Origin of the sequence: Lelliottia wanjuensis (assembly GCF_030238365.1) — a bacterium.
GTDB classification, from domain to species: Bacteria; Pseudomonadota; Gammaproteobacteria; order Enterobacterales; family Enterobacteriaceae; genus Enterobacter; species Enterobacter wanjuensis.
Genome location: NZ_JASSOT010000061.1, coordinates 144,403 through 164,813, shown reverse-complemented (window position 1 = coordinate 164,813; position 20,411 = coordinate 144,403). Strand labels below are relative to the sequence as shown.

The window sequence follows — 20,411 nt, the reverse complement described above, 5'->3', positions numbered from 1 at the left end:
AATGATATGGCTGAGCAAGCAAATGCTGAATTAATTGCCGCCCCGGACGAAGAAGCAAGGAAAGCGATATTAAAAAGAGTCGCTTCCTCAAATATTTGGCGTGAATTCTATAAATTGCTACCAGAGCCTTTAAAGCGAAAATGTTGGTATTGCGAAGCCGAGGAGATCCGGTCAGATATGCCGGTTGATCATTTCAGACCAAAGAATAAGGTAGAAGATGATAAACAACATGATGGTTATTGGTGGTTAGCATTCGATTGGCAAAATTATCGTTGCGCTTGCACGTTCTGTAATAGTCGTAGAGTATTCGATGACACTGAGGGGGGCAAAGCATGCCGTTTCCCACTTGAAAACCCAGACGAGAGGGCCTTTACACCTGCGGACCAAAACAAACTGAACAATGAACGACCGTACTTTCTTGATCCTTTCAATCCGGATGATGAGAAGTTGCTTTGGTTTGATAACGATGGGCTGCCACTCGCTAAGCCATCAGCAACAGTAGAGCAGCAAACAAAAGTACAAAATTCTATTGAAATATTTCACCTCCACGAAAGCAGAATAGTCAGAGCCAGGAACATAGTACGCTTAGAAGTGGAGAGACAGGTTCGCAAAATAAAGACTAACGATAATGTGCAAGAAGCCAAAGCTAAGTTGCGTCGAATGGTAAGAGATACTGAAAAGTTATCGCGCGCAGCAGTAGTGTACTTGCGGGCGCATAGAGAACTTCCTGAGGTGAAAGACATACTGAACTTGGATTAGCGTAAGCATTTATTGGAAAAACGATCATTTCAGCGCAATTCGTTGAGCGTTTCTTACACCCTAAGTACCAAAGATAGGTTAACAAAACCCAAGAAATGAGAAGGACTAGCTGCATAACATTTAATCTCAGTTGGCCAGTTTGTGGTAAGGCATTTTTGGGCGAAGAAACGATTGATGCTGTCATTGAAAGCATGGGGGCATTTGAGAAACATTCAGTTGCTTACCTGTCTGATAAGGATGTTGCTCGTTAGTCACCCGATTTATACTTGATGTATTACTTAAAGGACTTGCCCGTTGAGTGAGTCTTTTGACAGGGCTTGCAGTGAATTTGCGTAGAAATTTTGGTATACTGTTTGAACGATGTCTTTCAGCCCAGATTCTGCTTTTCAGGAGTAATTATGAGCAACAACAAAAAAACTCAGGCAAGCTACGCTAAGCCATCTCGTGCTGATATCGTTCGCTCAGTAGCAACATCTACGGCTGTTGAAACAGGGCAGTCATCCGCGAAGATCGAAGCTTCACTTGAAGCCACACGCAAAAAATTTGCTCATTTGCGTCTTGCGGTTTAACACCTTCTTAATGCCTCACCGACCCAGTGTTTCATCGGCTCGTAGTCCATTGATACACCTGCATGGATAGCCGAGATATACTGGGTTTTGTTTTGCTCCCAGCTTTGATAATCCAGCGGTTTGTACCCACCCTGAACGGCCATCACGTCGGCTAGCAGTCGCGACAGGCGTCCGTTTCCCTCTCTGAATGGATGGATAAGTATCAGCTCGACATGGGTGATGGCGATAGCGGTGATGAGTTGTTCTTCGTCCATACCGCTACACGGTGTGTATTGAGCCAGATACTTAGTGTCGAATTCGTTCAGCAGTTTTGGCAACTGTGCTGAGGGGGCAAACATAAAGCCGCCTTTGCTGATATTAACCGCTCTTTCTTGTCCAGCCCACTCGTAGATGTTGCCTAACCAGCGGCGATGCCAGCTTTTTAGCATGGCTACGCTGAGCCGTCCTTCCGGGAACTGTTCTTCAAAAACGGACTGGTAGAGTTGTTCTAACAGGACAAGTTCAGCCTCATCCATCTCATCAGAAGTAGCGATCCCCAGCTTATTAGCCAAAACCTGCTCGCCAGAGTCTTTCTCATACTGGCCTTCACTGCTGGATACATGATATCGGCTCATGGAGATGCCCTGTGTTATTAGAGGGATGGAAAAACAGAGGGATTATAACGCTGGATGAGTACAGTAAACAATATTCGTAAAATCAGATAGTTACAAAAGTGTAGGTTAAAATGTGGTTTTTATTCTCTGATGGACAATAATCGTTATTAATCAGCGTCAACACACCAATGCATCATCGGGGTATGCGCGGTTAAATTGTCGATTGTGCTCATGGAGTTATGATATCCATTTCTTTGAAATTGTTGCGTTTTGAGCGGCCAACAGCTCGTTAATTCCCTCTATTGTCGCATGAAAAAATGACCAGGCGCAGTAAAAAGTCGAGAGTTTACGCCACCGGTTTATCCATGAGCTCAATGAGTAATTTTCCGTGCTCTACCACCACCCGGACCTGCGAATTGGTTTTAAATCCTGCCTGTTCCAGCCAGTCGCCTTTCAGGCTTAATGCGGCGTGTACGCTATAGCGTTTGGGGATTTTGGTGTTCCGATCTTCGTGGCGCTTTCTGAAGTAGCCCACTTTAAGATGGCGTTGCGGCTGAACAGCGATCATTTCTGACATAAAAAAACTCCCTTAACAGCGGCCAGGTGGCATTAAATTTACCTGTATAAAATACCAGTAAAATGCGGCAAGGATAGGTTTAAAACTGGAAGCGGTCTTCAGAAAATGGAATGCAAATAATGAAACGGGCTGAAACGGGGGCTATAAAAATGTATTATAAATGCACTTTATTGACCGGTAACGTGACATGTCAGGAAAACGCATCTCTCGCGAAAAAGAGACCATCAGCAAAATGATTGCGCTGTATGCGCGGCAATGCCCTGAGGCATCGCGCGAGGTGGGGCATTATCAGGCGTTGAACGCCTATGCTGATAAACGTCTGGATAAGTGTGTGTTTGGCGAAGAAAAACCCGCCTGCAAACAGTGTCCCGTTCACTGCTACCAGCCCGCGAAACGGGAAGAGATGAAGCAGGTGATGCGCTGGGCCGGGCCACGGATGTTATGGCGACACCCGATTTTGACGATTCGCCATCTGATTGACGATCGCCGTCCGGTGCCGGAGTTGCCGGAAAAGTACCGCCCAAAGAAATAGCGCCGCACACCGTACGGCAACTGAGGATTATGCGCGGGTGGCGATAAGAATGGCAGACGCTTTTACGAGGGCGATAACGCGCTTACCCGCCGCAAGCTGCATCTCTTCGCGGCTCTCGTTGGTGACCACTGCAACGATTTCAAACCCTGCATCAGTTTTCACATGCACCGTGGCGTTAACCGCACCTTCGGTCACTTGACTGATCGCACCTGCGAACTGATTACGCGCGGAAAACTTCAGGCCGCACTCTTCCGTCGCCAGCGTCACCCACGGCGCTTTGATCAGCGCAATCGCTTCTTTCCCCGGTGCCAGACCCAGCGCCTCTTTGCTGCTGGTGGTGACGATCGCCACCAGTTTTGCACCGCCGGTCAGGGTGAGTTCAACTTCATCGTTAACGGCACCGTGCGATGTGGCGCTGACGGTACCGGCGAGCTGGTTGCGTGCGGAAACAGACATGTTACCTCCTGGAGAACAGTTGAATGGGATGTACCGGGAAATTTATAACATGAATTTGAAAGGAAACCCTCTCCCCCCGGAGAGGGTGTGAATCAGACCAGCATATCCTTCTCAATCCCGAGGCGTTTCATGCGCGAAAGCAGGGTGGTGCGTTTCAGCCCCAGACGCTGCGCGGCACCTTTCGGCCCGGCGACGACGCCGTTGGTCTCTTTCAGGATGCGGACAATCAGCTGATATTCGTCTTCGCCCTCTTGTGGGCGCTCTGCCACCGGCATCGGTTCCTGTGAAACCATGACCTCCGGCAGGGAAAGCTGCAGCACGTTCCCGCGCGTGAGCAGCACCGCCCGCTCAATCACATTTTCCAGCTCGCGCACGTTGCCCGGCCACTCCATCGCGGAAAGCGTGCGCAGAGTTTCCGCCGGAATACTGTCGATATTGCGTCCCATCCGACGGGCGATTTTGGCGGTAAAGGCTTTAACCAGCAGCGGAATATCGTCCGGACGCTCGCGCAGCGGCGGCAGGCAAATCGGGAACACGTTCAGGCGATAGTAGAGATCGTTACGGAACTCGCGATCGGCGACCATCTTTTTCAGATCGCGGTTGGTGGCGGCGATCAGGCGCACGTCGGTCTGGATCAGCTTGTTGCTGCCGAGACGCTCGAACTCCTGCTCCTGCAATACGCGCAGCAATTTTGGCTGCAGCTCCAGCGGCATATCGCCCACTTCATCGAGGAACAGCGAGCTTTTATCCGCCAGTTCAAAACGGCCAATGCGCTGGGTGCTGGCTCCGGTAAACGCGCCGCGCTCGTGACCAAACAGGTCGCTTTCCAGCAGGCCTGCCGGCATCGCCGCGCAGTTCATTTTCACCATCCGGCGGCTGTTGCGGTTGCTGAGGTTGTGGATCGCGCGGGCGATCAGCTCTTTCCCGGTGCCGGTTTCGCCGAGGATCAGCACCGTGCTGTCGCTCTGGGCCACCATCTCGACCTGTTTGAGCACGCTGAACATGGCGTCGCTGCGGCCGATGATCTCGCCGAATTCGCTGTCGACGTTGTTCAGCTGTTCGGTCAGGGCCAGGTTTTCGTCCACCAGCCGCTCTTTCAGGCGGTGGATCTCCTGATAGGCCAGGGCGTTATCGAGCGCAATGGCGATGCGCTCGGCGATCTGGCGCAGCAGTTTTAAATTGGTGGTGGTGAAGATGTGCTCTTCGCACTGGGCGAGTTTCAGCACGCCGAGCATGGTGTTGCCGGACATCAGCGGCAGCAGGCACAGAGTCTGGATCTGGTTGCCCCAGGAGTTGAACAACATCCGCTCGTAGGGCGCCAGCTCGTCGCGCTCGCTGAGGTTAAGCAGTAGCATCTCTTTGTTTTTGAACACCTGCTCGGAGAGCGTTCCCGCTTCGTCGACTTCGCTCTGCTCGTGGGCCGGGTTGGTTTCATCCAGATAGTGCGTGGAGTGAATCGTCAGTTTGCCCTTGCGATGACCGCGCAGCACGATGCTGATGGCGTCAATTTTAAAGTAGTGATGGATCTCTTTGGCGACTTCGCTCACCAGCTCGTCCATGTCCAGCCGGGAGAGTACCGCGTTGGTGATGGCGACCAGAATGCGGAAGTTATCGCGCTCGCGGCTCAGCAAGTCGTAATCGACGTTATCCGTGACGCGACTGTGGATCTGCTCCGCAACCACGCTGACGATCTGGGTGAAGGTATGCAGGCGCTCGTATTCCGCTTCGCTCCAGGGCTGATCGGTATTGCGGATAAATTCGCAGCCGCCAAAGATGCGGCCATCCACTGCCAGCGGCAGCAGGCCGTAGTGACCGAAGGGCGAATACAGCGGGCTGTCGGCGAGCCGCGGCCAGGCCTGACGAAACTCCTCAAAGTTGCAGTGCAGGGCGTCCGGGCGCGACAACATACGGCGCACCGGGCCGTGCGCCAGCACCGTTTCATCTTCATATTCGACGGGCTTGCCGTTGTCGCGCGTGGCAAAGTAGCTCGCACGCTGGCTGGTACTGTTCCAGAGCACAATCGCGGCGCGGTCTGCCAGCGCAGACTGCCTGACCAGCCGGGTGAGCGCATCGCTCAGTGAACCCAGATCGGGCTGCTGTAAAAGTGTGCGCGTAATATCAAACAGCCCTTGCTGTCCAAGATCACTCATCGGTGTATACGACATATCGCTTCCAAAGAAACTGGCAAAAAAAGAGAAACAGTGCTGACCACTTTTCGCGTGGTTCTAGCAAATTCGGGGTAACGGTTCCGAGTGCGGGAGATCCAGCGTGCGTTTGATGCCATACAGGCCAGTCAGTCGCACCCCTTTGCGTTCAACCACCTCACCAATGATAGCGGCATTCTGCCCGAGCGGATGGGCGCGCAGTTTTTCCAGAACCGCTTCGGCGTGAGCGCGTTCCACGCCAATCAGCAGTTTGCCTTCGTTGGCAAAGTTGAGCGGATCCAGACCCAGCAGTTCGCACAGGCCGCGCACCGCCGGTTTGACGGGCAGCTGGCTTTCGACCAGTTCAATTCCGTAGCCGCTGGCGGCAGCGAATTCGTGGGCCACGGCATTCACACCGCCGCGCGTCGCGTCGCGCAGGGCTTTGACACCAGGGCAGTCGCTCAGCGTCTGGATAAGCGGCGTCAGCACCGCGCAGTCGCTCTGCAGTTCGCCGTCCAGCCCCAGTCCTTCGCGCAGATTCAGGATCGTCGCGCCGTGACAGCCCAGCGACCCGCTGACCATCAATACATCGCCAACCGCGAGCTGCTGTGCGCCCCAGTGGATTTCCGTAGGGATCGCGCCCATGCCTGCCGTATTGATAAAGAGTTTGTCCGCCGCGCCGCGCTGCACCACTTTGGTGTCGCCGGTGACGATGGCGATGCCCGCATCGCGCGCGGTCTGCGCCATGCTGTGGACGACGGCGGTTAAGGTCTCCATCGGCAGCCCCTCTTCGAGGATAAAACCGCAGGAGAGGAAGCGAGGGATCGCCCCGCTCACCGCCACATCGTTCGCCGTGCCGCACACCGCCAGCTTGCCGATATCACCGCCGGGGAAAAACAGCGGGTCGATGACGTAGCTGTCGGTGGAAAACGCCAGCCGATCGCCCTGGGCGGTCAGGGATGAGAGCGCGATACGCGCCTGATCTTCCTGCTCTGCCAGCCATGGGTTGTCGAAGGCGGACATAAACAGCTGACCAATCAGCTGCTGCATCGCCTGTCCGCCGCTGCCGTGGGCCATTTCCACCGTCTTCATGCTTCACACTCCTGATTGCGGTACTGATACCACGCGGCGCAGGCTCCTTCGGAAGAGACCATCAGCGCGCCAAACGCGGTTTGCGGATTACAGGTGTTGCCAAATAACGGGCACTGATGCGGTTTGCATTTACCGGTTAACACCGCGCCACACCGGGCGCGAGGGGCGTCGCACACCTGCTGCGGCACAGGCCGAAAATGCGCTTCGGCGTCGAATGCCTGATAGGCCTCGGTCAGATGGACGCCGGATTCGGCAATCAGCCCCAGCCCGCGCCATTCGCTGTCGCCTTCGACGCTAAACACTTCGGCGATGGCCTCTTGTGCCAGCCGGTTGCCCGCATCGGGGACCACGCGGCGATACTGATTTTCCACCGTACTCAGGGCTGCTATTTTCTGCTCAACCAGCATGTTCACGCCTTGTAGTAGATCAAGTGGTTCGAATCCAGCAACCACTAATGGGCGATGATAGTCGGCGGCGATAAAACCGTAGGCCCCGGTACCAATCACCATGCTGACGTGACCCGGCGCCAGAAACGCATCGATGCCGTTGTCGGGCTCGTCCAGCAGGCTGCGCAGGGTGGGGATCAGCGTAATGTGCTGACAGAAAAAGAAAAAGTTCGTGAGATTTTGCGCTTTGGCCTGCTGGAGGGTGATGGCCGTCGCGGGCATGGTGGTTTCAAACCCGAGGCCGAAAAAGACCACTTTACGCGCCGGGTTCTCCGCCGCCAGCTTGAGGGCATCCATCGGCGAGTAGACGATCCGCACATCCGCGCCGCGCGCGCGGGCCTGCATCAGCGAACCATTTTTCCCCGGCACGCGCATGGCGTCGCCAAAGGTGCAGAAGATCACCTCCGGCTGGCTGGCAATCTCAATGCAGCTGTCGATGCGGCCCATCGGCAGGACGCACACCGGGCAGCCGGGGCCGTGAATGAATTCAATGTTATCGGGCAGGAGCTGGTCGAGGCCGAATTTGAAAATGGCATGGGTGTGGCCGCCGCACACTTCCATGATGCGCAGCGGGCGCGCGGCGGTGTACTCCAGCAGCGAAGCGCGCGTTTTCAGATGCGCGATCAGCTGCATCACCTGTTCCGGGGCGCGATATTCATCAACGTAGCGCATGGTTTAACGCTCCTCGCCAAACAGCAGCGCGCCGACGTCCGGCTCGACTTCAAACATGTTTTGCAGCGCCGCGAGGGTGTCGCGGGCCTCGTCTTCGTTAATCACGCTCATGGCAAAACCGACGTGGACCAGCACCCACTGACCGAGGCGTGAGGCGCCGTTTTCATCCACAACGCCCACCAGCGTGAGATCGACATCGCGCAGCACCCCGCAGACTTCGACTTTGGCCTGGTTGCCGTCGATGGCGCGAATCTGTCCTGGAACGCCTATGCACATCGCTCGTTCTCCAGCCAGCTCAGCCAGCTCTCCATGCCGTCGCCTTTGGTGGCGGAGACCATCAGGATTTCAATCTCCGGGTTCACTTCCCGGGCGCAGGCCAGGCACTTCTCGACGTCAAAATCGAGGTACGGCAGCAGGTCAATTTTGTTGAGCAGCATCAGCGAGGCGGCGGCAAACATATGCGGGTATTTCAGCGGTTTGTCTTCCCCTTCGGTGACGGAGAGCACCGCCACTTTATGTCGTTCACCGAGGTCGAAACTGGCCGGGCAGACGAGGTTGCCCACGTTCTCGATAAACAGAATGCCCGTATCAGGAAGGGGGAGACGCGGCGCGGCGTCGGCAATCATCTGCGCATCCAGATGACAGCCTTTGCCGGTATTCACCTGAATGGCCGGGGTGCCGGTTTCACGAATACGCGCGGCGTCATTCACAGTCTGCTGATCGCCTTCGATCACCGCGCACGGGACGCGCTGGTTCAGGCGTTTGAGGGTTTCCGTCAGCAGGGTGGTTTTGCCGGAGCCGGGGCTGGAAACCAGGTTCAGCACCAGCTGCTGGCGAGCGGCGAAACGCGCGCGGTTGCGGGCGGCGAGCTGGTTATTTTTGTCCAGCACGTTGATCTCCACCTCCAGCATTTTACGCTGGCTCATGCCCGGCGCGTGGGTGCCCGCTTCGCCGTGGCCGTAATGCAGGTCGCCTTCGTCCGATGGCTTCGGCGCAAAGCGCAGGCCGGTCAACGCTGATGCGTTGCGCGGGGCGGGAGAGAAGGGCGCGGAGCGAAACGCGGAGTGGGGGCGATGCTCGTCCCCTTCGATATACAGGTTGCCTTCGGCGCAACCGCAGGTACTACACATGATTTACTCCTGGTCTATTTCGAGGCGCTGGATTTGCAAGCCGTCGTCCGCGACGATCCTAAGCCCGGTGTTTTGACACTGCGGGCAGCTTCGCACTTTCGATGACAGCAGCGTGACGTACTGCTGGCAGGTCTCGCACCAGCATTCGGCCTGCTGCTCTTCGAGATGCAGCTCGCAGCCTTCCGCCAGCGTGTCGCGGCACACCAGCTCAAAGCAAAAGGTCAGGGCGCTGGGCTCGACGCAGGAAAACGCCCCGACTTTCAGCCACACGCCGGTGACGCGTTTTGCGTGGTGCTGCCTGGCCTGCTGTTCGATAAGTTCCAGCGCGCGCTGGCAGAGGGTGATTTCGTGCATGACGCCTCCTGATGTTTTAGGCGTTAATGCAATAACGATGCCAGCTTAATTTGAGATAAGGCGTGACGATGTCGGCGCTGACGAAATGACACGTCGACACGCTGATGTTGACAGTGATGATGATAAAAAATCGATAAATATCAGCATGATAAAAACTGGCACAAAATCTGCTTATCAGCCCTCATCTCCATTAACCGGATACCTGAGATGACTATTTGGGAACTTAGCGAAAAAGCGGATTACATCGCGCAACGCCATCAACAATTACAGGAGCAGTGGCACCTCTACTGCAACTCACTGGTTCAGGGCATCACCCTGTCAAAAGCCCATCTGCACCACGCCATGAGCTGTGCGGCGCAGGAGGATCTGTGCTTCATCCTCTTCGGCCACTTCACGATTTACGTCACCCTGGCGGACAACTTCAACAGCCATGTCATCGAATACCACGTCGAAACCAAAGACGGCGAAAGGCAGCGCATTGCCCAGGCGCAGCTGATGACCGACGGCATGGTTGACGGTCACGTCAGCACCCGCGATCGCCACCAGGTGCTTGAACACTATCTGGAAAAAATCGCGCCGGTGTACGACGGCCTCTATGCGGCGGTGGAACACAACCTCCCGGTGAATCTGCACGAACTGGTGAGCGAATCGCGCACTGCCTGATGTTTACGTGTCGAGATGTGTCGAGATGGCACGTCGTCGTCAAAAATGACACTGTCCTGAGGACTACCCGGTGAACCGTTTTGTAATTGCTGACTCGACGGTCTGTATTGGCTGCCACACCTGTGAAGCGGCGTGTTCCGAAACACACCGTCTGCACGGGCTGCAGTCGATGCCGCGCCTGCGCGTTATGCGTAATGAAAAAGAGTCTGCCCCGCAGCTCTGCCATCAATGTGAGGATGCCCCCTGCGCGGGCGTCTGTCCTGTGAATGCCATCACCCGTATCGATGGCGCGGTGCAGCTGAACGAGAGCCTGTGCGTGAGCTGCAAGCTGTGCGGCATCGCCTGTCCGTTTGGCGCGATTGAATTTTCCGGCAGCCGCCCGCTGCATATTCCGGCCAACGCCAACTCGCCAAAAGCGCCGCCAGCGCCTCCCGCACCGGCCCGCGTCAGCAGCCTGCTGGACTGGGTGCCGGGCGTGCGCGCCGTAGCGGTGAAATGCGATCTGTGCAGCTTCGATGAGCAAGGCCCGGCGTGCGTGCGCACCTGCCCGACCAAAGCGCTGATTCTGGTCAACATCCGCGATATCGCGCGCACCAGTAAACGCAAACGCGAGCTGACGATAAATACCGATTTTGGCGATCTTTCGCTGTTCCAGGCGCAAAACGAGGGGGCGAAATGAACGCTGTGACTCTGATTAACAGCGCCGTGGCCTGGTTTGTGGCTGCCGCCGTGCTGTCGCTGCTCTTCTCGTTCCACAAAACCCTCAGCGGATGGACCGCCGGGATCGGCGGCGCGCTGGGGGGTGCGATCACAACCTGCGCCGGATTTATGGTGCTTACCGGCGGTCTGCATGCGCAAGGCGTGATGCCGCTGGTTCGCCACACCGTCCAGCTCACACCGCTGAACGCGATCTGGCTCATCACCTTTGGCCTGTGCGGCCTGTTCGTCAGTCTGTTCAACATTGACTGGCATCGCCATCCGCAGACCAAACCGAACGGTCTGCTGGTTAATCTCCTGCTCGCCGCCGCCGTCTGTACGGTGGTCGCCAGCAACCTGGCCGCGCTGGTGGTGATGGCGGAAATCATGGCCCTGTGCGGCGTGTTCCTGACCGGGTGCAGCCCGTCCGGGAAACTGTGGTTTGCCCTCGGGCGTCTCGGCACCGTCCTGCTGGCGCTGACCTGCTGGCTGGTGTGGCAGCGCTACGGCACGCTGGAGCTCGATCTCCTGAGCGCCCGCGCGCAGATGCTGCCGTTCGGCGCGGATATCTGGCTGTTGGGCGTGGTCGGCTTTGGTCTGCTGGCGGGGATTATTCCCCTGCACGGCTGGGTGCCGCAGGCGCATGCCAATGCGTCCGCCCCCGCCGCGACGCTGTTCTCGACGGTGGTGATGAAAGTCGGTCTGTTCGGCATCCTGACCCTTTCCTTGGTTGGCGGCCAGCCGCCGCTGTGGTGGGGCGTAGTGCTGCTGATTGCCGGGATGATCACCGCGTTTGTCGGCGGCCTGTACGCCCTGATGGAGCACAACATCCAGCGTCTGCTGGCGTATCACACCCTGGAAAACATCGGCATCATCCTGCTCGGTCTGGGCGCGGGGCTGACCGGCCTGGCGCTGAACCATCCGGCGCTGATCGCCGCCGGGTTTATCGGCGGTTTGTATCACCTCGTTAACCACAGCCTGTTTAAAAGCACGCTGTTCCTCGGGGCGGGCAGCGTCTGGTTCCGCACCGGGCATCGCGATATCGAGAAGCTCGGCGGTATCGGCAAGAAAATGCCGCTGATTTCGCTCGCCATGCTGGTCGGTTTGATGGCGATGGCCGCGCTGCCGCCACTCAACGGCTTTGCCGGTGAGTGGGTGATCTATCAGTCCTTCTTTGCTCTCGGCCAGAGCGACGTCTTTATCGCCCGTCTGCTGGGGCCGATGCTGGTTGTCGGTCTGGCGATCACCGGCGCGCTGGCGGTGATGTGTATGGCGAAAGTTTACGGCGTCACCTTCCTCGGCGCGCCGCGCACCCGCGAGGCGGAAAACGCCCGCTGCGCACCGGCCCTGATGACGGCGAGCGTAGTGCTGCTGGCCCTGTGCTGCATCGCAGGCGGGGTAGCTGCGCCGTGGCTGCTGCCGCTGCTGGGTTCGGCGGTTCCACTGCCGCTCACCACCGCGCACACCGCCGTTTCGCAGCCGATGATAGCTCTGCTGCTGATCGCCGCGCCGCTTCTGCCGCTTGTGCTGATGATGTTCTTCAAACGCGACCGTCTGCCCGCCCGTTCACGCGGCACGGCATGGGCGTGCGGGTATGAGCACGAGCAGTCGATGGTGATTACCGCACACGGTTTTGCGATGCCGGTGAAAGAGAACTTCGCCTTTGTGCTGAAACTGCGCCACGCCCTGAATCCGGTCAGGATGATCCCCGGCTGGCAAAGCGCGGTCGCGCCCACGCTGTTCCGTCGCCTGGCGCTGGTCGAGCTGGCGGTGCTGGTGGTGATTGTGATTTCACGAGGAGCCTGACATGAGTCTGTTACTGGCATTACTTCAGGCGCTGGTGTTATTCGCCGCTGCGCCACTTCTCTCGGGCATCACCCGCGTGGCCCGCGCCCGGATGCACAACCGTCGCGGTCCTGGCGTCCTCCAGGAGTACCGCGATCTCTTCAAGCTGATGGGTCGTCAGAGCATCGCTCCGGATGCCTCCGGCTGGGTCTTCCGCCTGACGCCGTTCGTGATGGTCGGCGTGATGCTGACCATCGCCACTGCGCTGCCGGTGGTGACGGTCGCGTCGCCGCTGCCGGTGCTGGGTGATTTGATTACCCTGATCTACCTCTTCGCCATCGCGCGCTTTTTCTTTGCGATTGCCGGGCTGGATACGGGCAGTCCGTTTACCGGTATCGGCGCCAGCCGCGAAGCGATGCTCGGCGTGCTGGTTGAGCCGATTCTGCTCCTGGGCCTGTGGGTCGCGGCGCAGGTCGCGGGTTCGACCCACATCAGCTTTATCGCGGATACCGTCTATCACTGGCCGGTTGCCCGCAGCGTTCCGCTGATTCTGGCCCTCTGCGCCTGTGCGTTCGCCACTTTTATCGAGATGGGAAAACTGCCGTTTGACCTCGCGGAAGCGGAGCAGGAGCTGCAGGAAGGCCCGCTCACGGAGTACAGCGGCTACGGTTTTGCGGTCCTGAAATGGGGCATCAGCCTTAAACAGCTGGTGGTGCTGCAGATGTTTGTCGGCGTCTTCTTCCCGTGGGGACAGATGACGCACTTCACGGCGGCGGGTTTGCTGCTGGCGGTAGTAATGGCCGTGCTCAAGCTGGTGGTCGGTGTGCTGATCATCGCCCTGTTTGAAAACAGCATGGCGCGTCTGCGTTTCAACGCCACTTCGCGCATCACCTGGGCCGGTTTCGGGTTCGCCTTTTTAGCCTTCGTCTCCTTGCTGGTGACGTGATTACAGAGAGTTTTAGCATGTCTGAAGAAAAAACAGGTCAACAGTATCTCGCCGCACTGCATCAGGCGTTTCCCGGCGTGGTGCTGGAGGAGAGCTGGCAGACCAAAGACCAGATCACCGTCACCATCAAGGTGAACTATCTGCCGGAAGTGGTGGAGTTTCTTTATTACCAGCAGGGCGGCTGGCTGTCGGTGCTGTTCGGCAACGACGAACGCCAGCTGTGCGGCAACTACGCGGTCTATTACGTGCTGTCGATGGAGCAGGGCGAGAAGTGCTGGATTACGGTGCGCGTCGAAGTCGATCCGAATAAACCGGAATACCCATCCGTCACGCCGCGCGTGCCTGCTGCCGTGTGGGGCGAGCGCGAAGTGCGCGACATGTACGGTCTGATCGCGGTCGGCCTGCCGGATGAACGTCGTCTGGTGCTTCCCGACGACTGGCCGGATGAACTCTACCCGCTGCGCAAAGACAGCATGGACTATCGCCAGCGTCCTGCGCCGACCACCGACAGCGAAACCTACGAGTTCATCAACGAACTCGGCAGCAAAAAGAACAACGTGGTGCCGATTGGCCCGCTGCACGTCACCTCCGATGAACCGGGCCACTTCCGCCTGTTTGTCGATGGCGAAAACATTATCGACGCCGATTACCGCCTGTTCTACGTCCACCGCGGAATGGAAAAACTGGCGGAAACCCGCATGGGTTACAACGAAGTCACCTTCCTCTCGGATCGCGTGTGCGGGATCTGCGGCTTCGCCCACAGCACCGCCTACACCACCTCGGTGGAAAACGCGATGGGGATCGTGGTGCCGGAGCGCGCCCAGATGATCCGCGCCATTCTGCTGGAAGTGGAGCGCCTGCACTCGCATCTGCTCAACCTCGGCCTGGCCTGTCACTTCGTCGGCTTTGATTCCGGATTTATGCAGTTCTTCCGCGTCCGTGAAGCCTCGATGAAAATGGCGGAGATCCTCACCGGGGCGCGTAAAACCTACGGTCTGAACCTGATCGGCGGGATTCGCCGCGATCTGCTGAAAGACGACATGATCCAGACCCGCCTGCTGGCGCAGCAGATGCGCCGCGACGTGCAGGATCTGGTGGATATGCTGCTCAGCACGCCCAACATCGAGCAGCGTACCGTCGGCGTGGGTCGTCTCGATCCGCAGATCGCCCGCGACTTCAGCAACGTCGGCCCGATGGTGCGCGCCAGCGGTCACGCCCGCGATACCCGCGCCGATCATCCGTTCGTTGGCTACGGCCTGCTGCCGATGACGGTTCACACCGAGCAGGGCTGCGACGTGATTTCCCGCCTGAAAGTGCGCATCAACGAAGTCTTTACCGCGCTGAATATGATCGACTTTGGTCTGGATAACCTGCCGGGCGGTCCTCTGGCGGTGGAAGGCTTTACCTATATTCCGAACCGCTTCGCGCTCGGGTTCTCCGAAGCGCCGCGCGGGGATGATATCCACTGGAGCATGACCGGCGACAACCAGAAGCTCTACCGCTGGCGCTGTCGTGCGGCGACCTACGCCAACTGGCCGACCCTGCGCTACATGCTGCGCGGCAACACGGTGTCTGACGCGCCGCTGATCATCGGTAGCCTCGATCCTTGCTACTCCTGTACCGACCGCATGACGGTGGTGGATGTACGCAAGAAGAAAAGCCAGGTGGTGCCGTACAAAGAGCTTGAACGCTACAGCATCGAGCGCAAGAACTCGCCGCTGAAATAAGGAGCCGTCATGTTTACCTTTATCAAAAAAGTGATCAAAACCGGCACGGTCACCAGCAGTTATCCCCTTGAGCCGATGCCGGTCGATAAAAACTTTCGTGGCAAACCGGAGCACAACCCGCAGCAGTGCATCGGCTGCGCGGCGTGCGTGAACGCCTGCCCGTCGAACGCCCTGACGGTGGAGACGGATCTGGCAACGAATGAATTGGCCTGGCAGTTCAACCTCGGGCGCTGCATTTTCTGCGGCCGCTGCGAAGAGGTCTGCCCGACGGCGGCGATTAAGCTCTCGCAGGAGTACGAGCTGGCGGTGTGGAACAAAACCGATTTCCTTCAGCAGTCGCGCTTTGACCTGTGCCATTGCCGCGTCTGCAACCATCCGTTCGCCGTGCAAAAAGAGATCGACTACGCCATCGCGCTGCTGAAACACAACGGCGATGCGCGCGCGGAACTGCACCGGGAAGGGTTTGAAACCTGCCCGGAGTGCAAGCGTCAGAAGTGCCTGCTGCCGTCCGACCGCATCGATATTACCCGCCACATGAGAGAAGCCAGCTGATGAATAATTTACTCGGCCCGCGCGACGATAACGGCATTCCGGTGCCGATGACGGTGGATGAATCCATCGCCAACATGAAAGCGTCCCTGCTAAAGAAAATCAAACGTTCCGCCTACGTCTACCGCGTGGACTGCGGGGGGTGCAACGGCTGCGAGATTGAAATCTTCGCCACTCTGTCGCCGCTGTTTGACGCCGAACGTTTTGGCATCAAAGTGGTGCCGTCTCCGCGTCATGCGGACATTCTGCTGTTCACCGGCGCGGTGACGCGCGCGATGCGATCTCCGGCGCTGCGCGCCTGGCAGTCGGCGCCGGATCCGAAAATCTGCATCTCCTACGGGGCGTGCGGCAACAGCGGCGGCATCTTCCACGATCTCTACTGCGTGTGGGGCGGCACCGACAAAATCGTGCCGGTGGATGTCTATATTCCCGGCTGCCCACCGACGCCTGCCGCGACGCTGTACGGTTTTGCGATGGCGCTGGGGCTGCTGGAGCAGAAAATCCACGCCCGCGAGCCGGGGGAAATCGACAATCAGCCCGCGCAGATTTTGCATCCGGACATGGTGCAGCCGCTGCGGGTGAAAGTCGACAGGACGGCGCGTCGTCTTGCCGGATATCGCTATGGCCGCCAGATTGCCGATGACTATCTGCGTCTGCTGAGCCAGGGCGAGCATCAGGTTGAGCGCTGGCTGGAGGCGGAAAAAGATCCGCGTCTGAACGAGATCGTGGCGAACCTCAACCAGGTGGTCGACGAGGCGCGCATCCGATGAGCGAACAGGTGGTGTTCAGTCAGCTGAGCCGTAAATTTATCGATGAGAACGATGCGACGCCGGATGCGGCCCAGCAGGTGGTCTATTACAGCCTGGCGATTGGCCACCACCTTGGCGTGATCGACTGTCTAGAGGCGGCGTTGAGCTGCCCGTGGCAAGAGTATCTGGCGTGGATCGGCACGCTGGAGGCGGGCAGTACGGCGCGGCGTAAAATGGAAGGCGTGCCGAAGTATGGCGAGATCGTCATCGACAGCAACCATATCGCCATGCTGGCGAACGCCTTTGACGCGGCGCTGGCGGTGCAAACCCCCGCCCAGCAGGCGTGGAGCAAAACGCTGCTCAGCATGCTGCATGATATTCATCAGGAGAGCGCCATCTACCTGATGGTGAGGAGATTACGTGACTGACGTTTTACTGTGTGTCGGCAATAGCATGATGGGCGATGACGGCGCAGGCCCGCTGCTGGCGGAAATGTGCTTCGCGAATCCGCAGGGCAACTGGCGGGTGATCGACGGCGGCAGCGCGCCGGAAAACGACGTGGTCGCCCTGCGCGAACTGCGCCCGGACCGTCTGCTGATTGTCGATGCGACGGACATGGGGCTCAACCCCGGCGAAATCCGTCTGATCGACCCGGACGATATCGCGGAGATGTTCATGATGACCACCCACAATATGCCGCTCAACTATCTGGTCGATCAGATTAAAGACGACGTGGGCGAGGTGCTGTTTTTGGGCATTCAGCCGGATATTGTCGGGTTTTATTACCCGATGACGCCAGCGATTAAAGCGGCGGTAGAATTGGTCTATTCCCGGCTGGCGGGGTGGGAAGCGGATGGGGGATTTGCGCAGTTATGAGCCGTTGTTGCCTGGTCTACAGAGTTTTGTAGGCCCGATAAGCGCAGCGCCACCGGGCAATTTCAGGCCGCAGCGCTGTTTCCGCCGGGTGGCGGCTACGCCTTACCCGGCCTACAAAAACTGACTACCCCAGATCCGCCCCGTTACTCGCAATCACCTTCTTATACCACCAGAACGATTTTTTGCGTTTCCGGTCCAGCGTGCCGTTGCCCGCGTCGTCGCGATCGACATACACAAACCCGTAGCGCTTGCTCATCTCCCCGGTGGATGCCGCCACCAGATCGATACAGCCCCAGGTGGTGTAGCCCATCAGCGGGACGCCGTCTTCAATCGCATCGCCCATCGCGCGGATGTGTTCGCGCAGATAGCTGATGCGATAGTCGTCGTGGATCTCACCATTCGCGTCGATCTCGTCTTTCGCACCGAGCCCGTTTTCCACCAGGAACAGCGGTTTCTGGTAGCGGTCGTACATCATGTTCATCGTGATGCGCAGGCCCAGCGGGTCGATGCCCCAGCCCCATTCGCTCACTTCGATGTGCGGGTTGCGCAGGGATTTGACGATGTTCGCCGCGCTGGTGTTGTTGGCGTTCATCTCCGCCGAGGCGCAGCGTGACGCGTAATAGCTGAACGAGACAAAATCGACCGTGTGCTTGAGGATCTGGTCGTCAGCCGGGTCTTTAACAATCGTCACCCCTTTGTCGCGGAACACGCGCGCCGAGTAGGCCGGATAGCTGCCGCGCGCCTGCACGTCGATAAAGAACAGGTTCTCGCGGTCTTTTTCCAGCGCCGTCCACACGTCTTCTGGCTTGCAGGAGTAAGGATAGAAATTCCCACCCGCCAGCATGCAGCCGACCTGGTTTTCCGGGTTCACCTCGTGGGCGATTTTGGTCGCCAGCGCGCTCGCCACCAGCTCGTGGTGCGCGGCCTGGTATTTCACCTGATCTTCGTTTTCGCCTTCTTCAAACACCAGCCCCGCGCCCGAGAACGGGCTGTGCAGCATGATGTTGATCTCGTTGAAGGTCAGCCAGTATTTCACCAGGCCGTTGAACTCCTCGAAACAGGTGCGCGCATAGCGGGCGAAGAAATCGACCATTTTGCGGTTGCGCCAGGAGCCGTATTCGGTGACCAGGTGCATCGGCACATCGAAGTGGCACAGGGTCACTAACGGCTCGATGTTGTACTTTTTGCACTCTTCAAACACCGCGCGGTAAAAGGCGATGCCGTCCTGATTCGGCAGCGGCTCGTCGCCGTTCGGATAGAGACGGCTCCAGGCGATGGAAGTGCGGAACACCGTAAAGCCCATCTCCGCCATCAGGGCGATGTCTTCTTTGTAGCGATGGTAAAAATCAATCGCCTCGTGGCTGGGGTAAAACTCGTCGTCGCGAAGCGTAAAACGTTTTTCCTTCCCGACCTTCACCGCCATCCGGTTCGCGCCGTGGGGGATCATATCGACGGTGGTCAGCCCTTTGCCGCCTTCACGGTAAGCGCCTTCACTCTGGTTGGCGGCCAGTGCACCGCCCCATAAAAATCCTTCTGGAAAAACAGACATGTTGACCTCGTTATTCATCAGGCTCGCGCCTCGTGTGCCGGAACCGGTGCGGTTTGCAGGGCGCGGGCTTTCTCAGCCTCGTCTTCGACCGGGATATCCTCAAAGCCGAGGATCAGGGTCAGAACAAAGGAGAGCACCACGGCCAGGGCCATCACGCCAAACACCCAGACGATGGTCATCGGGTTTGCCGGATCGAAGAACTGGACGCTGGTAAACAGGCCCGGTGCCGCCATGGAGTGGCTGGCAAGCCCCGCCATACCGGCGATCGCGCCGCAGATAAAGCCGCTGATCAGGCTCGCAATCAGCGGGCGTTTCAGGCGAATCGCCACGCCGTACAGGGCCGGTTCAGAAATCCCCGCCATGATGGCGGACGCCGCCGCCGCGAGCGCCGTCTGGCGCAGCTCCGGGTTTTTGGTTTTCCACGCTACCGCCAGCGAAGAACCGCCGAGCGACAGGTTCGCGCCGATTTCCGACGGCATGACCATCCCTTCTTTGCCGGTTTCGGCGATAGTCTGGATGATGGTTGGCGTAAAGACGCGGTGCATCCCGGTCATCACCAGCAGCGGCCACAGCGCGCCCATGATGGCGACGGACAGCCAGCCGAGATAATCGTGCACGGTGTAAACCAGCGCGGAAATCGCGGTGCCAATCCAGATACCGATCGGACCAATCAACAGGATGGCCAGCGGGGCGGCAATCAGCACGATCAGCATTGGTTTGAGGAAGTTTTTGGTCACCGCCGGGGTGATCTTGTCCACCCAGCGTTCGATGTACGACAGGCACCAGGTCATCACCAGCGCTGGGATCACCGTGTAGGTGTATTTCACTGCGGTGACCGGGATAAAGGCGAACTCCACGTGCTCGCCCTGGGCGGCTTTCGCCATCAGCTCGATAAAGCTCGGATGGACCAGCACGCCCGCGATGGCAATCGCCAGCGACATGTTGGTTTTGAATTTCACGGCGGCAGAGGCGGCCACCATCAGCGGCAGGAAGAAGAACGCGCCGTCGCCGATCACCGTCAGAATGGTGAGCGTCGGTGCGCCTTTGGTCAGCACGCCGGTCATCTCGAGGATCATCGCCAGCAGCTTCACCATCGAACCGCCGATGATCGCCGGGATCAGCGGGGACATGGTGCCGATCAGCGCGTCGAGGATCCCGGCGCCGATCCGGCGCAGGGTCAGTTTTTGCGGACCTTGCGGCTCAGCAGGACGCATTCCGGCGGGCAGCAGATTCACCACTTCGCGGTACGCCTGAGAAACCGTGTTGCCGATAATCACCTGGCACTGATTGTCATTGCGCACCACGCCGAGCACGCCGCTGATGCTTTTGAGGGTCGCGCTGTCGATGGCGCTTTCGTCCTGCAGCACAAAGCGCAGGCGCGTCATACAGTGGGTGACGGCGACGATGTTGTCTTTGCCGCCGAGCGCGCTGACAACGTCTTTCGCCAGCGCGGCATAATTTTTGGCCATCGGAAGTGATCCTGTTGTAATAGTGAGAACGTGTAGGAAACCGGTTCCACAAAATCATGATGAGTTTCTTCGTATGAA

Annotated in this window: 23 protein-coding genes; 12 read left to right on the top strand and 11 right to left on the bottom strand. The window is 58.3% G+C overall.

Annotated features, from left to right (window positions below):
* Nucleotides 1–6 precede the first annotated feature (6 nt).
* Nucleotides 7–759, top strand: a complete 753-nt coding sequence (locus QQF33_RS12475; RefSeq protein ID WP_285157895.1) for an HNH endonuclease family protein — start codon at nt 7–9, stop codon at nt 757–759.
* Nucleotides 760–1,157: 398 nt separating this feature from the next.
* Nucleotides 1,158–1,328, top strand: a complete 171-nt coding sequence (locus QQF33_RS12470; RefSeq protein WP_000069461.1) for a hypothetical protein — start codon at nt 1,158–1,160, stop codon at nt 1,326–1,328.
* Here the strand turns inward: QQF33_RS12470 and QQF33_RS12465 are convergent.
* Nucleotides 1,325–1,942, bottom strand: coding sequence for a Fic/DOC family protein (locus QQF33_RS12465; protein ID WP_285157894.1), 618 nt, complete (start codon nt 1,940–1,942; stop codon nt 1,325–1,327). The two genes, QQF33_RS12470 and QQF33_RS12465, sit on opposite strands and share 4 nt — an antisense overlap.
* 325 nt (nt 1,943–2,267) lie before the next feature.
* Entirely contained in the window at nt 2,268–2,498 is a 231-nt protein-coding gene (locus tag QQF33_RS12460) for a SymE family type I addiction module toxin (protein WP_282492825.1), read from the bottom strand.
* 187 nt (nt 2,499–2,685) lie between these two features.
* Here QQF33_RS12460 and QQF33_RS12455 point away from each other — a divergent pair, with 187 nt between their 5' ends.
* Complete coding sequence (locus QQF33_RS12455) at nt 2,686–3,030, top strand: nitrous oxide-stimulated promoter family protein (RefSeq protein ID WP_285157893.1); 345 nt, start codon at nt 2,686–2,688, stop codon at nt 3,028–3,030.
* Between the two features lie 27 nt (nt 3,031–3,057).
* Here the strand turns inward: QQF33_RS12455 and QQF33_RS12450 are convergent, their stop codons facing one another.
* The 7 genes from QQF33_RS12450 to hypA all read right to left on the bottom strand — a co-directional run bounded on the left by QQF33_RS12450 (nt 3,058) and on the right by hypA (nt 9,324).
* Nucleotides 3,058–3,486, bottom strand: coding sequence for a TOBE domain-containing protein (locus tag QQF33_RS12450; RefSeq protein WP_285157892.1), 429 nt, complete (start codon nt 3,484–3,486; stop codon nt 3,058–3,060).
* A 92-nt stretch (nt 3,487–3,578) separates the two neighbouring features.
* The gene (flhA, locus tag QQF33_RS12445; RefSeq protein ID WP_285157891.1) at nt 3,579–5,651 is read right to left on the bottom strand and encodes a formate hydrogenlyase transcriptional activator FlhA; all 2,073 of its coding nucleotides are present in this window, start codon (nt 5,649–5,651) and stop codon (nt 3,579–3,581) included.
* A 60-nt stretch (nt 5,652–5,711) separates the two neighbouring features.
* On the bottom strand, nt 5,712–6,722 hold the full coding sequence (gene hypE / locus QQF33_RS12440; RefSeq protein ID WP_285157890.1) for a hydrogenase expression/formation protein HypE: 1,011 nt from the start codon (nt 6,720–6,722) through the stop codon (nt 5,712–5,714).
* Nucleotides 6,719–7,840, bottom strand: a complete 1,122-nt coding sequence (hypD, locus tag QQF33_RS12435; RefSeq protein WP_285157889.1) for a hydrogenase formation protein HypD — start codon at nt 7,838–7,840, stop codon at nt 6,719–6,721. Before hypD ends, hypE begins: the two co-directional genes overlap by 4 nt.
* Before the next feature lie 3 nt (nt 7,841–7,843).
* On the bottom strand, nt 7,844–8,116 hold the full coding sequence (locus QQF33_RS12430; RefSeq protein ID WP_282493050.1) for a HypC/HybG/HupF family hydrogenase formation chaperone: 273 nt from the start codon (nt 8,114–8,116) through the stop codon (nt 7,844–7,846).
* Nucleotides 8,107–8,970 (bottom strand): hydrogenase nickel incorporation protein HypB, encoded by an 864-nt coding sequence (gene hypB, locus QQF33_RS12425; RefSeq protein WP_282493051.1) that lies wholly within the window; start codon nt 8,968–8,970, stop codon nt 8,107–8,109. The genes QQF33_RS12430 and hypB overlap by 10 nt, the downstream gene beginning before the upstream one ends.
* 3 nt (nt 8,971–8,973) lie before the next feature.
* A complete protein-coding gene (hypA, locus tag QQF33_RS12420; protein ID WP_285144850.1) occupies nt 8,974–9,324 on the bottom strand; it encodes a hydrogenase maturation nickel metallochaperone HypA in 351 nt (116 codons plus the stop codon).
* Nucleotides 9,325–9,531: 207 nt separating this feature from the next.
* Between hypA and hycA the strand changes: the two genes are divergently transcribed.
* The 9 genes from hycA to hycI all read left to right on the top strand — a co-directional run bounded on the left by hycA (nt 9,532) and on the right by hycI (nt 17,315).
* The gene (gene hycA, locus QQF33_RS12415; RefSeq protein WP_282493053.1) at nt 9,532–9,987 is read left to right on the top strand and encodes a formate hydrogenlyase regulator HycA; all 456 of its coding nucleotides are present in this window, start codon (nt 9,532–9,534) and stop codon (nt 9,985–9,987) included.
* Between the two features lie 70 nt (nt 9,988–10,057).
* On the top strand, nt 10,058–10,666 hold the full coding sequence (locus QQF33_RS12410; RefSeq protein ID WP_282493054.1) for a 4Fe-4S dicluster domain-containing protein: 609 nt from the start codon (nt 10,058–10,060) through the stop codon (nt 10,664–10,666).
* A complete protein-coding gene (gene hycC / locus QQF33_RS12405; RefSeq protein WP_285157888.1) occupies nt 10,663–12,489 on the top strand; it encodes a formate hydrogenlyase subunit 3 in 1,827 nt (608 codons plus the stop codon). Before QQF33_RS12410 ends, hycC begins: the two co-directional genes overlap by 4 nt.
* A 1-nt stretch (nt 12,490) precedes the next feature.
* Complete coding sequence (locus QQF33_RS12400; protein WP_285157887.1) at nt 12,491–13,414, top strand: respiratory chain complex I subunit 1 family protein; 924 nt, start codon at nt 12,491–12,493, stop codon at nt 13,412–13,414.
* A gap of 17 nt (nt 13,415–13,431) precedes the next feature.
* On the top strand, nt 13,432–15,141 hold the full coding sequence (locus QQF33_RS12395; protein WP_282493057.1) for a hydrogenase large subunit: 1,710 nt from the start codon (nt 13,432–13,434) through the stop codon (nt 15,139–15,141).
* 9 nt (nt 15,142–15,150) lie between these two features.
* The gene (locus QQF33_RS12390; RefSeq protein ID WP_285157886.1) at nt 15,151–15,693 is read left to right on the top strand and encodes a formate hydrogenlyase complex iron-sulfur subunit; all 543 of its coding nucleotides are present in this window, start codon (nt 15,151–15,153) and stop codon (nt 15,691–15,693) included.
* Complete coding sequence (locus tag QQF33_RS12385) at nt 15,693–16,460, top strand: NADH-quinone oxidoreductase subunit B family protein (protein ID WP_282493059.1); 768 nt, start codon at nt 15,693–15,695, stop codon at nt 16,458–16,460. Before QQF33_RS12390 ends, QQF33_RS12385 begins: the two co-directional genes overlap by 1 nt.
* Entirely contained in the window at nt 16,457–16,867 is a 411-nt protein-coding gene (locus QQF33_RS12380; RefSeq protein ID WP_285150838.1) for a formate hydrogenlyase maturation HycH family protein, read from the top strand. The genes QQF33_RS12385 and QQF33_RS12380 overlap by 4 nt, the downstream gene beginning before the upstream one ends.
* A complete protein-coding gene (gene hycI, locus QQF33_RS12375; RefSeq protein ID WP_285157885.1) occupies nt 16,860–17,315 on the top strand; it encodes a hydrogenase maturation peptidase HycI in 456 nt (151 codons plus the stop codon). The genes QQF33_RS12380 and hycI overlap by 8 nt, the downstream gene beginning before the upstream one ends.
* A 124-nt stretch (nt 17,316–17,439) precedes the next feature.
* On the opposite strand, the gene QQF33_RS12370 is transcribed toward hycI, so the two are convergent.
* Together QQF33_RS12370 and ascF are read right to left on the bottom strand one after the other, a co-directional pair.
* On the bottom strand, nt 17,440–18,864 hold the full coding sequence (locus QQF33_RS12370) for a 6-phospho-beta-glucosidase (RefSeq protein ID WP_285157884.1): 1,425 nt from the start codon (nt 18,862–18,864) through the stop codon (nt 17,440–17,442).
* 17 nt (nt 18,865–18,881) lie between these two features.
* Complete coding sequence (gene ascF, locus QQF33_RS12365; RefSeq protein ID WP_285157883.1) at nt 18,882–20,333, bottom strand: PTS cellobiose/arbutin/salicin transporter subunit IIBC; 1,452 nt, start codon at nt 20,331–20,333, stop codon at nt 18,882–18,884.
* Nucleotides 20,334–20,411 lie beyond the last annotated feature (78 nt).

Bases quoted from the DNA above. Each gene is read 5' to 3' on its own strand.
- QQF33_RS12475 (WP_285157895.1), top strand. From the start codon at position 7: ATGGCTGAGCAAGCAAATGCTGAATTAATTGCCGCCCCGGACGAAGAA.
- QQF33_RS12470 (WP_000069461.1), top strand. From the start codon at position 1,158: ATGAGCAACAACAAAAAAACTCAGGCAAGCTACGCTAAGCCATCTCGT.
- QQF33_RS12465 (WP_285157894.1), bottom strand. From the start codon at position 1,942: ATGAGCCGATATCATGTATCCAGCAGTGAAGGCCAGTATGAGAAAGAC.
- QQF33_RS12460 (WP_282492825.1), bottom strand. From the start codon at position 2,498: ATGTCAGAAATGATCGCTGTTCAGCCGCAACGCCATCTTAAAGTGGGC.
- QQF33_RS12455 (WP_285157893.1), top strand. From the start codon at position 2,686: ATGTCAGGAAAACGCATCTCTCGCGAAAAAGAGACCATCAGCAAAATG.
- QQF33_RS12450 (WP_285157892.1), bottom strand. From the start codon at position 3,486: ATGTCTGTTTCCGCACGCAACCAGCTCGCCGGTACCGTCAGCGCCACA.
- flhA (WP_285157891.1), bottom strand. From the start codon at position 5,651: ATGTCGTATACACCGATGAGTGATCTTGGACAGCAAGGGCTGTTTGAT.
- hypE (WP_285157890.1), bottom strand. From the start codon at position 6,722: ATGAAGACGGTGGAAATGGCCCACGGCAGCGGCGGACAGGCGATGCAG.
- hypD (WP_285157889.1), bottom strand. From the start codon at position 7,840: ATGCGCTACGTTGATGAATATCGCGCCCCGGAACAGGTGATGCAGCTG.
- QQF33_RS12430 (WP_282493050.1), bottom strand. From the start codon at position 8,116: ATGTGCATAGGCGTTCCAGGACAGATTCGCGCCATCGACGGCAACCAG.
- hypB (WP_282493051.1), bottom strand. From the start codon at position 8,970: ATGTGTAGTACCTGCGGTTGCGCCGAAGGCAACCTGTATATCGAAGGG.
- hypA (WP_285144850.1), bottom strand. From the start codon at position 9,324: ATGCACGAAATCACCCTCTGCCAGCGCGCGCTGGAACTTATCGAACAG.
- hycA (WP_282493053.1), top strand. From the start codon at position 9,532: ATGACTATTTGGGAACTTAGCGAAAAAGCGGATTACATCGCGCAACGC.
- hycC (WP_285157888.1), top strand. From the start codon at position 10,663: ATGAACGCTGTGACTCTGATTAACAGCGCCGTGGCCTGGTTTGTGGCT.
- QQF33_RS12400 (WP_285157887.1), top strand. From the start codon at position 12,491: ATGAGTCTGTTACTGGCATTACTTCAGGCGCTGGTGTTATTCGCCGCT.
- QQF33_RS12395 (WP_282493057.1), top strand. From the start codon at position 13,432: ATGTCTGAAGAAAAAACAGGTCAACAGTATCTCGCCGCACTGCATCAG.
- QQF33_RS12390 (WP_285157886.1), top strand. From the start codon at position 15,151: ATGTTTACCTTTATCAAAAAAGTGATCAAAACCGGCACGGTCACCAGC.
- QQF33_RS12385 (WP_282493059.1), top strand. From the start codon at position 15,693: ATGAATAATTTACTCGGCCCGCGCGACGATAACGGCATTCCGGTGCCG.
- QQF33_RS12380 (WP_285150838.1), top strand. From the start codon at position 16,457: ATGAGCGAACAGGTGGTGTTCAGTCAGCTGAGCCGTAAATTTATCGAT.
- QQF33_RS12370 (WP_285157884.1), bottom strand. From the start codon at position 18,864: ATGTCTGTTTTTCCAGAAGGATTTTTATGGGGCGGTGCACTGGCCGCC.
- ascF (WP_285157883.1), bottom strand. From the start codon at position 20,333: ATGGCCAAAAATTATGCCGCGCTGGCGAAAGACGTTGTCAGCGCGCTC.